8 protein-coding genes are annotated in these 11,114 nt (G+C 68.1%); 5 read left to right on the forward strand and 3 right to left on the reverse strand.

Annotated elements, in window-relative coordinates; genetic code table 11:
• The first annotated feature begins 150 nt into the window (after nt 1-150).
• The 4 genes from ada (at nt 151) to D7X96_RS28405 (ending at nt 4,879) form a co-directional block, all read left to right on the forward strand.
• Nucleotides 151-1,224 (forward strand): bifunctional DNA-binding transcriptional regulator/O6-methylguanine-DNA methyltransferase Ada, encoded by a 1,074-nt coding sequence (ada, locus tag D7X96_RS28390; RefSeq protein WP_121723992.1) that lies wholly within the window; start codon nt 151-153, stop codon nt 1,222-1,224.
• Nucleotides 1,221-1,901, forward strand: a complete 681-nt coding sequence (locus D7X96_RS28395) for a 2OG-Fe(II) oxygenase (protein ID WP_208647389.1) — start codon at nt 1,221-1,223, stop codon at nt 1,899-1,901. Before ada ends, D7X96_RS28395 begins: the two co-directional genes overlap by 4 nt.
• A 130-nt stretch (nt 1,902-2,031) precedes the next feature.
• Nucleotides 2,032-3,543 carry an ABC transporter substrate-binding protein gene (locus tag D7X96_RS28400; RefSeq protein ID WP_121771187.1) on the forward strand — a complete coding sequence of 504 codons (1,512 nt, stop codon included), beginning with the start codon at nt 2,032-2,034 and terminating at the stop codon, nt 3,541-3,543.
• A 271-nt stretch (nt 3,544-3,814) separates the two neighbouring features.
• Entirely contained in the window at nt 3,815-4,879 is a 1,065-nt protein-coding gene (locus D7X96_RS28405; protein ID WP_244219755.1) for a DUF3103 domain-containing protein, read from the forward strand.
• A gap of 15 nt (nt 4,880-4,894) precedes the next feature.
• On the opposite strand, the gene D7X96_RS28410 is transcribed toward D7X96_RS28405, so the two are convergent.
• The 3 genes from D7X96_RS28410 to D7X96_RS28420 are packed head-to-tail and all read right to left on the reverse strand — an operon-like array spanning nt 4,895 to nt 8,722.
• Entirely contained in the window at nt 4,895-5,245 is a 351-nt protein-coding gene (locus D7X96_RS28410; protein ID WP_121771189.1) for an immunity protein Imm33 domain-containing protein, read from the reverse strand.
• A gap of 6 nt (nt 5,246-5,251) precedes the next feature.
• Nucleotides 5,252-6,670, reverse strand: a complete 1,419-nt coding sequence (locus D7X96_RS28415; RefSeq protein WP_121771190.1) for a cytochrome P450 — start codon at nt 6,668-6,670, stop codon at nt 5,252-5,254.
• A 21-nt stretch (nt 6,671-6,691) separates the two neighbouring features.
• Nucleotides 6,692-8,722: a lipoxygenase family protein gene (locus D7X96_RS28420; RefSeq protein WP_121771191.1), complete on the reverse strand. Its 2,031-nt coding sequence runs from the start codon at nt 8,720-8,722 to the stop codon at nt 6,692-6,694.
• A 205-nt stretch (nt 8,723-8,927) separates the two neighbouring features.
• Between D7X96_RS28420 and D7X96_RS28425 the strand changes: the two genes are divergently transcribed.
• Nucleotides 8,928-10,991: a lipoxygenase family protein gene (locus D7X96_RS28425; RefSeq protein WP_121771192.1), complete on the forward strand. Its 2,064-nt coding sequence runs from the start codon at nt 8,928-8,930 to the stop codon at nt 10,989-10,991.
• Nucleotides 10,992-11,114: the final 123 nt, after the last annotated feature.

Consider the following 11,114-nt stretch of genomic DNA (forward strand, 5'->3'; position numbering starts at 1 on the left):
CGTGCTGGCATGCATTGCGCGCACATGGCGCGCGCTTCACGCCATGACGCCCTGTTCCATGAGGGGCTGAATTCGACAGCAAGGCGCGGAGTGCTGGCCTGTGCACCGGGAGTTAGGTTTCCCCTCGTGGTCATCGACAGGAGGCGGAGCGTGGCGACGAAGACGGAGGCACTGGCGGCGGCGACGGAGGGAGATCCGCGCTGGGCGGCGGTCGTCGCCCGGGATGCGGCGGCGGATGGGCGCTTCTTCTATTCCGTGCGGACGACGGGCGTGTACTGCCGGCCGTCGTGTGGAGCGAGGACGCCCCGGCCGGAGAACGTGGGCTTCCACGCGACGGTGGCGGCGGCGGAGCAGGCGGGGTTCCGGGCATGCAAGCGGTGCAAGCCAGGGGAGCCCTCGCTCGCCGTGAAGCACGCGGACCGGGTGGCCGAGCTGTGCCGCTTCATCCAGGCCTCCGAGGAGCCACCGAGCCTGGAGCAGCTGGCGGAGCGCGCGGGGCTGTCGCCGTACCACCTGCACCGCGTGTTCAAGGCGGTGACGGGGCTGACGCCGAAGGGGTACGCGGCGGCGCAGCGGGCGGAGCGGATCCGCGAGGGCCTGACGAAGCGCGCCTCCGTCACCGAGGCCATCTACGACGCCGGGTTCAACTCCAGTGGCCGCTTCTACGAAACCTCCAGCCAGGTCCTGGGCATGACGCCGACGAACTTCCGCGCCGGTGGCGCGAACACGGAGATCCGCTTCGCGGTCGCGGAGTGCTCGTTGGGTCCCATCCTGGTAGCCACGAGCGACCGCGGAGTATGCGCGATCCTGATGGGGGATGATCCGGACGCGCTGACGAGGGACCTCCAGGACCGCTTCCCGCAGGCGACGCTGGTGGGTGGGGATGCCGCGTTCGAACAGCTGGTGGCGAAGGTCGTGGGCTTCGTGGAGGCGCCGCGAGTGGGGCTGGATTTGCCACTGGACGTGAGGGGCACGGCGTTCCAGCAGCGCGTGTGGCAGGCGTTGAGGGAGATCCCCGCGGGGAAGACGGCGAGCTACACGGACATCGCCGAGCGGATTGGCTCACCGAAGTCCGTGCGGGCCGTGGCGCAGGCGTGCGGCGCGAACGCGCTGGCGGTGGTGATTCCGTGTCATCGCGTGGTGCGAAATGACGGCGCGCTGTCGGGTTATCGCTGGGGCGTGGAGCGCAAGCGCGCGCTGCTGGAGCGCGAGGCGCAGCGGTGAACTGGGAAGAAACGGGCCGGGAGCTGGATGCCCGGGGGTGCGCGGTCCTGGAGCAGTTGCTTACGCCCGATGAGTGCGAGGCATTGGCGCTGCTCTACGACCTGGATGACGCCTTCCGAAGCCGCGTGGTGATGGCGCGGCATGGGTTTGGACGGGGTGAATACAAATACTTCGACCATCCGCTGCCGGAGATCGTGACGAAGCTGCGCACGACGCTGTACCCGCGCCTGGTGCCCATCGCGAACCGCTGGAACACGGCGATGGGCATCGACGTGCGGTATCCGGACACGCACGCGGACTTTCTCGCGCGCTGCCATGAATCCGGTCAGGTGCGGCCCACGCCCCTACTCCTGCGTTACGGCATGGACGACTACAACTGCTTGCACCAGGACCTGTACGGGGAACACGTCTTCCCGCTCCAGGTGGCCATCCTCCTCTCCGAACCCGGAAGGGACTTCACGGGCGGCGAGTTCGTGCTGACGGAGCAGCGTCCCCGGATGCAGTCCCGGGCGGAGGTCGTTCCCCTGCGCCAGGGAGACGCGGTCGTCTTCGCGGTGCACCACCGCCCCGTCCAGGGCACGCGGGGCACGTATCGCGTCAACCTGCGGCACGGTGTCAGCCGCGTGCGCTCCGGGCAGCGGCACACGGCGGGGATCATCTTCCACGACGCGGCCTGATCAGCCCGTTTTACATTCACGCTCCGATGGAAAACGGGCGTCGAAGCGCTCCCAAAAATGTCAGACCGACCCGGTATGAATCTCCCTGCGCGACGCCATTCCGGGCGTCGCCGAAAGGGTCGCCTTCACAATGAAGATGCCATTGATTTCCCTGGGGATTCTGGTCGGCATGACCGGGGTCGGCTGCGCGGGTCTCGATGAGGCCGAGGCGGTGGATTCCTCGATGTCGGCGGACGCGACCTCCCAGGTCACCCAGGGGGTGATCACCCAGGTCACCGGGACCAGTCCGGTCACCTTCGTCGCCATGTCAGGCAACGAGACGAAGCCCTACAACCAGTCCTTCACGCCGGTGGTGGCATACACGCGGGATTCCACGACCGGGGCGTTCACGGCCTATCCGGGCACGGGCGCCGCGGACGGCACCATCTCCGTGCCGAACGTGCCTTCCGGCCGCATCTACCTGAAGCTGGGCTCGCGCTACCTGGTGAGCACCGGCCGCACGTTCGACCTGGGCTCCACGGAGTGGGGCCGCGATGGCACCTTCGTCTCGCTGCCCACCCCCGTGACGGTGTCCGCCACCGGGCTGTCTCCCTGGCAGTCGGGGGACTACCTGGAGGTGTATTCGTTGAACGCGGGCGCGTTCGGCTACGTCAACACCGGCGTCACGGGGTTCCCCCTGGCGGGCGCCACCTCGCTCTCCGGGATGAGCTTCAATTACGCCGACATGCTCAACCCGGTGCTGCTCGACAGCAGCCTCGGGGATGTGCTCTCGCTGGTGCAGATGCGGTGGAAGACGACCGCGAATGGAGTGCCCTACCGTGCGATGCACAAGGTGCTCGACGCGAGCGTGACGCAGGTGGAGGGCCAGCCCGTCACTGTCAGCGGGACCTTCACCCAGCCCGCGGCGACCGGCACCTTCTCGGTGGACTGGAGGCGCTCGGCCTTCGAAGCGATGCGCACCCAGGTGAACCCGGACGCGGTCAGCACGTACAGCGAGATCTGGATGTCCGCCCGGCCGGCCGCGCTGAGCTCGGCGGTCGCGTCCATCAGCGGGCAACCCCTGCTCGTGAAGCTCAATCCTGACGCGCAGAAGACCGACCTCGTCACGGGGAGCATGACGTACAACAACCCGCTCCCGGCGACGTGGCCGAAGGTGGCGCTCGCAGCCGCGGGCTTCACGAAGAGCTACGCGCTGGGAACCGCAGCGCCCTACACGATGAGCGTCGACATCCGCGTGGACCAGGACGCGAGCGTGTTCACCGCCGCGCCCGTGCAGCCGCTCGTCGGGCCGGTGCAGGCGCCCCTGGTGAACACGCGCGGCGCGTTCCAGAACCTCACGGGCGTGGGGCTGGACGCCTCGCTGCGCTGGTCGAAGCCGCTGGTCGGCACGGCCACGAACTACGTGGTGAACATCTACCGGCTGGGCACGAACAACGGTCAAACCACCGTGACCCGCGTGACGTCGCTGCACACGGATCTGCAGAGCGTGTACCTGCCCCCGGGCGTGCTGCAGGCGGGCCAGACCTACTTCGCGGAAATCCAGAGCTGGTACCAGCCCGGCTCTGACCTGGCGACGAGCCCGTTCAAGCGCGCGCTGCCTCGGGGCCGCGCCAGCGTGCTCACGGGCATGTTCAGCCCGTAGCCGTTGAGGCCCGGGGGACGAGAGGGAGCCCGCTCCCTCTCGTCCCTCCATGTCGCGCTGATGAAGTGAGCCAGCCGCCGCAATCCGGATTTCCCACTGTATCCGGGAAGGCAGGCTGTGATGGATAATGGCCGGGACAGCGTTGCCGTGCACCTGCGGCTGCTGTCGCGGTCCCCTCGCTCACCCATCGGAGAATCCAATGAAACGGATAGGGATGGTCATCGCGCTGTTCATTTGCATGAACGCAGCCCCCCAGGCTCGAGCCGCCGCCATGAAGCCAGCGGCGCTGCGCGAGCGCATCAGCGTGTCGCTGGCCGCCGACAAGCGCGAGGTGGCGCTGGCCCTGGCGAAGCAGGACACGGTGCTGCGAAAGGCTCTCGCTTCCCGCTTGAGCGGCGAGCACCCCGCCGTGGATTTGAAGCAGTGGCTGAGCACCGTTTCGGCCCCGCCTTCCGTCACGGGCCTGGCGGAGCGAGCGGACCTGAACATCCGTCGGCTCAAGGGCATCGAGCGTGAGCTCGACAGCCTGCTGCAGCTGCGTCTGGCCAGCGCGTCCATGCTGGCGGCATTGCAGCAGGGGGTTGAACCCCTCTACGCGTACGAACCGGATGGCGATGACTCCCAGTGGCAATTCATCGAGGCCTTCGACGGCCTTGGCCGCGTGCACCGCCTCGACGTGCACCGCATGCCGGCTCAGCCGGTGCTCGTGGTGGACATCGACGCGCGCAGAGACCTGGCTGCCGGCATCAAGCTGATGCGCGAGCAGCTCGTGGCACTCGGGCAGCGTCCCCTGCCCGTCCTGGACACGGCCGCCGCGGCGACCAGCACGCCGGTGACCATCCTTGACCGCATCTACCTGAACGACGACCAGGAGCCGTGGATCTCCGGTAACGCGGAGGTCTATGCCATCGTCAATGGTGTCGACCCCAGCCGTGACGCGCCGCAGTTGGACATCGTCGACATGCCCTATCTGGACACGGACGGGAGGGTCTACACCCCGAACCAGGTCCTGATCTTCTGGGAGCGTTACCGCTGGGCGGCGGCGAACGTCATCCTCATGGAGCACGACGACAACACCAGCTACCAGGAGCTGGTGAGCTACCTGTTCAATGTCGCGAGCCAGATCCTGACCGCCATGGGTCAGCCGCAGATCGGCGCCCTGGTGGCGCTGGGCAGCGGACTGGTGGATCGCATGCCGGGTGAATGGTTCACCAACGACGACGACTACGTCGATTCGTTCTACACCCTGGAGAAGAACCACCCGTACACCAACTACAGCGGAGCACGCGGCAACGCGGTGGTGTCACTCAGGCCGTACGAGCTCGCGAACCAGTAGCCACCCGCTCAATCGCTACACATCCAGCAGCTTGGGGTCGAACCAGACGTCCTCATAGTTGCCGGCGACCAGGAACCTCCAGCCCGGTGGGAGCCCGAGGTAGCGCAGCACCTCGGGACACATCTCGGCCAGGTGGGCCACATGGATGGGCTTGAAGAAGTCAGCGTCAGCGTCCAGGGCGAAATCCTTCCCGGCCCAGAGATACCAGCCCGTGGTGTCGCCCTCGGGCGGATGCCTCAGTCCGTTGAGAGGCATCCGCCCCGTGAGCGTCTGGGTCGCAAGGCCGACCTTCAGAGGGTCGGGAGCGTCGACGAAGGCAGTCTTGTACCTGGCACACAGCGCCAGCTGCTGGTCATGAACAAGCATTACGGTTCAGGCGCTCCGCGCTCGCACGCCCTGGAGTGCTGGGGCGGCCCGCTCGACGAGCTTCCCGGTGACGCCCTTGGGCAGCACCACGCCGAAGAAGAAGCCTTCCTCGAAGGGCTCCGTCGAGTCGAGCTGCACTTTCACGCGGGAGGCAATCGTCGCGAGCGCCGTCTTCAGGAATACCATCGCGAAGTCCGCGCCCACGCATGCGCGCGGGCCTCGGCCGAAGGGGAAGAAGTAGCCGCTCCCCAGCGGGTCCCTTGCGATGCCCCCATCCAACCAGCGCTCCGGCTTGAACGTGTCCGGGTCCTCCCAGTGCTTCGGGTCGCGGTGCAGGTGCTGGTTCGAGATCATGATCATCGAACCCGCCGGCAACGTGACCCCGGCCAGCTGCGCGTCCTTCGACGGCGTGCGCGTCATCACCCGGACCGCCGGCAGGATACGCAGCGCCTCGTACGCCACGGCCTCCGCCCACTTCGCGGCCTCCAGCTTCTGGGACGTCAGCGGTCCGTCCGCCACCAGCGAAGCCGCCTCTGAGGCGAGGCGCGCGTCAGCGTCGGGGTACTTGTTGAGCTGATGGAACGCCCCCACCAGCGTGACGCTGGAGGAGAACGCGCCTCCGAAATACGTGCCCCCCAGCATGTGCGCCAACACCTGGTCATCAATGCCCGGTGTCTCCCGCAGGTAGCGGGACATGAGGTCCACGGCGCGCGGGTCCTGCCGCTTCCGGGCCTCGCGGATCCGGTCCACGAAGTGCCCGTAGAAGCGCGCCTTCACCGCCTCGAAGTCCTTGGGCGGCTTCACGAACTTCAGCGGCAGCTTCGACTGGATGCGCGCGTCCGCCGCCCTCGCGAGCAGCATGAAGTCCTCGAACACCTGATCCGTCAGCTTCTCTCCTACCTGCGCCACCGAGAACGCGTCGAACGTCAGGCGGCGCAGCGCGGGCGCGAAGTCGATGCGGTCCTTCTTCAGCAGCGCGTCCACGGACTCGGAGATGGCCGCCTGCATGGGCCCCACCAGGTCCGCCAGCGCCTCCGGGGCCCAGGACTGCGCGGAGGGTTCCAGCGCTCGCTTCTGGACCCAGTCCCCGCGCAGCTCCGCCGTGAAGGCCGTGTCGTCCGTCGTGGACGGGCGGATCTGCTCGCTGATGTTCCCCTTCTCGAACTCCATCCGGCGCGGGGACTCGTAGACCTCCGCGATGAGCGCCGGGTCGTTGAGCACCAGTCCGGGATTGGGTCCCATCCAGATGAGCGTGACGCCGCCGTACTCGCGGCCATAGCGGGCACAGACGTCCCAGGGCGAAGCCCCCAGGAAGTCTCCGGCAGTGCCGAGGATCCCCGGCTGGGGACCGGGCAATGACGCGAAGGGCTTTCGCTTCGCGCCGAAGAACAGTTTGAAGATGCCGCGAGAGAGGGCGTTGGGCACGGGCAGTGTCTCCGGACGGCGCTAGACGGTGATGCCGCAGGGGATGCGGTCGGCCTGCAGGACGGTGTAGGGCACCGCGCTCTTCGCGTTGCGCGCCTTCACGGCTTCGCTCTGCGCGCGCAGGCGGGCGTGGAAGCGGTCGCGGATGGCGATGAGCTCCGGCTCCTGGAAGTAGTCCTCGCGCCAGCCACCCTCGTGGAGCAGGTACTCCTCGTCGTCCCCGAAGCTGGACAGCGCGCGCCCCACCGCCACCTGCCAGAGCATCTGCGTCTTGGAGGGAATCATCGCTTCGATGTCCTTCTCCCCCAGGACGCCCTTCTTGCGCGGCGGCGCCTGGCGCATGCAGAGCGGCGCATTGGGCACGAAGGCGTAGTGTTCGTACTGGAGGTAGTTCACCGCCGCGTGCTGCACGCTCACCGTGAAGAGCACCGTGGCGAGGATGTCCGTGAGCTCAGCCACGCGCTTCAGCTCCGCGCACGGGAGCTTGTCCACCGGCAGGCCGTGCTCGGTGAGGTCCTTCCACCAGCGCTGCATGTCGGTGTCGCGCACCAGGTCCTCGTCGGACTTGTAGAAGGCCCCCAGCACCCCTCCGACGTACTCCTCCAGCGCGTCCCACAAGAGCAGCGCGTCGTCGCGGTACGGGTAGTGCGGGAGCACCGCCGGGTCCAGCACGCCACGGCGCTCGATGTCCGGACGCGGCTTGTTGTCCGCGAGCGTCCAGGCCTTGTACCCCTTCTTGCCCAGGAACAGGTGCCCCTGGTCCGGGCCGCCCGTGGCGATGATGTCGTCGAACACGCCGCCTGCGTCGAGCAGCCCCTTTCGCGCGCCCTCGTTGATGGCGAGCGTGTAGCGGAAGTGGCGGCGCAGCAGCTTGTAGACGGGGTGCGGATCCGGGAGGTTGCGCATCGTCGCCATGACGAACGGCTCCGCCACGAAGTGGGTGCGCAGCGCGTGGCCCACCATCTGGTGCGCGTTGCCCTCGCTGCACCGCAGGTAGATCTTCGCGGCCAGCCAGTCGTGTGGACTGTCATTGGGCGTGAACACCGGATCCAGCTCCGGGTCGCGGCCCAGCTGGATGGCGATGGGCCGCAGTTGCTGGGTGTCATCCAGGTACAGCAGGCACCGGGACGCGGGCGCCCACCGGCGCTCCTCGACGCCGTCCTTGTCCGTCTTCTTGAACATGGGCACGTCGCCCAGGATCTCGAAGTCGAGCAGGAACACGCGTCTGGCCGCCACCGCCTGCTCAAGCGTCATGCCCGGCGACAGCTGGCCCTTCACCGCGTCCTCCGTCACGGGCATGCCGTCGGGCAGCGCGGTGATGGACTGGATGTGCACGGGGCTGATGCCCTGGACGGCCTGGCGGGCGAACTCGTAGTCGTCCTGCCAGCGCCGGGCGAGCCCCGGCAGCTCGATGCCCTTGAAGAAGTCGAAGATGTCGACGAGGCCGTTCCACGCCTTGCTCAGCACGGGCATGTGCAGCTTGATGGCCGCCAGCGTCTTCGCGATGACGACCTCGTAGCTGCCGTCCACCAGTCCCCGGTAGAGCTCGTCCTTGGGGAGCGGACGCGCCTCCGTGATGTCGAGCGCACCCGGCAGCCCGGCGGTCGCCTCCGCGGGGCGCCACGGATACATGCGCTGCCGGGCCTGGAGCAGCTCGCTCCGGGCGGCCCGCTCCCGCTCGTGCTGGACGTGCTGGGGCAGCCGGGCGGTGCCCTCCAGGACGTCCGCGGTCGTCTTCGCCAGCACCCAGCGGTAGTACGGGAAGAACCAGTGCTTCCCCGGCGTGGTCACCATCACCGAGTCCAGCAGCCAGTCGCCCCCTACCCCGCCTCCCGCATTGGTGAAGCGCAGGAGCAGCAGGTCTCCCACGTCCTCGGTCTTGACGACATAGGCATCCACCGCCCCGGCCTCGAAGTCGTTGTGGAAGCGCTTGTCCAGCAGGTGCGGCGGACTCTCACCCTTGGTGCCCATCAACACGACGGAGATGGCCGCGTTCGTTCCGGCGCCGAGCTTCGAGCTCGTGCGAATCGTCAGCGTGTATTCGACAGTCATGGCTTTCCCCACTAGCACGTCAGGTCCGGCTCGCGGGGACAGGTGATCGCAGGCGCGGGCTTTGGATCCAATCGTGGATCCCCCCGAGGGTGGTACCTTCCGGCGCGATGAAGCGCGCTGCGGGTCGTTCGCTGTGGGTTGGTGGTTCCGGCAGGATCTCGCTCGGGTCGTCCTTGACCAGCGCTGCGATCGAGGCCCGGCGCTGATGCGGACCGCGTGGCGCCGGCTGCTGACGTCGCTGGGTTTCTCTTCGAAGGCCGTGGAGCCGCCCCTCCTGGAAGCGGACGAGCTGGCCCGGTGGTACGCGGGGCTGGGATTGAAGGAGCGGCTGGCGGTCAGCCGCAACCTGGTCAAGCAGGTGCGTGCGCCGCGAGCGCTCCGGGATGCATCCACCCTCCCCGCCGTCGTCACCGGCAGGTTGATGTTCGAGCAGGACGGACCCCAGGGGCCCATCCCCTTGCATCACCTCAAGGTGGAGCTGTGGGACCGGGACTTCGGCACGCCGGATGACTTCCTGGGCGAGGGCTTCACGGCCGCGGACGGTTCATTCGCCATCCGCTACGACCCGGCGGACGCGGGCGAAGGAGACCTGCCGGACCTGGAGCTGCGCTTCTTCGAGCCGCAGCACACGTTCCGCCAGGACGGCCGCGTGGTGGAGACCTGGAGGCGCATCGGTTCGGAGCGCGGCCCGGATGACCACGCAGGGCTGGAGTACGACTTCGGGACGCTGCGGCTGCCCTACTGGGAATACGACCCGTCCACGCCGCTGGCGCGGCTGCTGGTGGTGGAGGAAGGGACGCCACCCACGGCGTATGCGCCCGGGCGCGCGCTGGCGATGCTCAAGGCCGTCGCGCCCATCGAGCTGGTGAAGCGCCAGCACCAGCTGCAGATCCGCCTGGGACAGGCGCCGAGCCTCGCGAGGATTCAAGCGGACTACCCGGAGACGACGACGGTCCGGATGGAGCGAGAAGCACCGGGCTCCTCGCGCAGCGACGCGTGGTTCGGGGAGCGGCTGCTCAACGGGATGTTCTCCAGCATCCTGGACCGCGACCCGGAGGTGCCCGGAGACGACCAGGCCTTCCGGCTGTACCTGCCATGGAATGCCTATGAGCAGGACGGCGTGCACTGCCTGCCGGACGTGGACCTCCGGCTGCGATTGGTGGACGGCAAGCTGATGCCCCAGCGGATCATCCTGGGGATGCGGGAGCCCGGTGCGACGGCGCCCGGCTCACCGGTGACGCGCCGGACGTACACGCCTTCGGACGGCGCCGCCTGGGAGGCGGCGAAGCGGATGGCGCGGGTGAGCACGACGCTGGACGTGGAGCTGGGCAACCACCTGGGGCAGTGCCACTTCAACGTGGAGCAGTACGCCATCGCCGCGCACCGCAACCTGCGGCGCAATCCCTTGCGCTGGCTGCTCATGCCGCACCTGCGCGAGGTGGTGCTGATCAACCACGCCGCCAACGGGTTCCTGGTGGGGCCTACCGGGTACATCACCCGGGCCAGCGCGTTGACGGAAGGGGGCATCCAGCAGCGACTGGAGCACCTGCTGGGCAGCTACGACTGGAAGGGCTTCGCGCCGGCGATGCCGGTGTGCGCGGGGCACCGCTACGCGCATGCGGGCCAGCTGTTCTGGAAGCTATTGGGAGAGCACGTCGACGCGTTCTTCGCGGCGCACGGCGCGGAGATTGAAGCGCAGTGGCAGGAGGCGCGCAGGTTCTCGGACGACCTCGTCGCGCACTCGGCGCCCGCGTTCGTGTGCCGCTATCTGCGCGCGACGGTGCCGGGGAAGGACGCGCCGTGGTTCGTGCGCTCGGAGCGCATGGACCTGGACGTGAAGGCCGCGGAGCCCCGTCCCAGGGCCGTGAGCGCGGTGACGCTGACGGACACGCCCCAGCCCGGTGAGATGGAGGCGCTGAAGCAGTTGTGCCGCTACGTCATCTTCTTCGCGACGTTCCGGCACGCGTGGGCGAACAACCTCCAGTGGGAGGACGCGGGCGAGGTCCTGTACTCATGTCTGGGATTGCGCTGGGGCAAGGGCGGCGCGCTGTCCACGGAAGAGGACCTGGACGTCGCGCCGCCTCCGGATGAGGCGACGGAGATGCTGTGGATCTCCTGGATGCTGTCCAAGACGAACTACGGCTTCATCCTGTCCAACGAAGAGGAGGACGTGCATCCCCGGCTGCTGGAGCTGCTCCGGGCCCATGCCGCGGACTTCGCGGCCCTGGGCCTGGACGTCAGGACGGTCAGCTCCCGCATCAACATCTAAGTAGGTCGCCAGAAGTTCTCTAACAAATCGCGAAGCCAGAAGCCCTCGGCGAGGCAGCCTGCCTTGCGGAGGGCGTCCTGAGGCGACAGGCCCAACACCCACTGAAGGGCGGCATCGACGTGC

Origin of the sequence: Corallococcus interemptor (assembly GCF_003668875.1) — a bacterium.
GTDB lineage: Bacteria > Myxococcota > Myxococcia > Myxococcales > Myxococcaceae > Corallococcus > Corallococcus interemptor.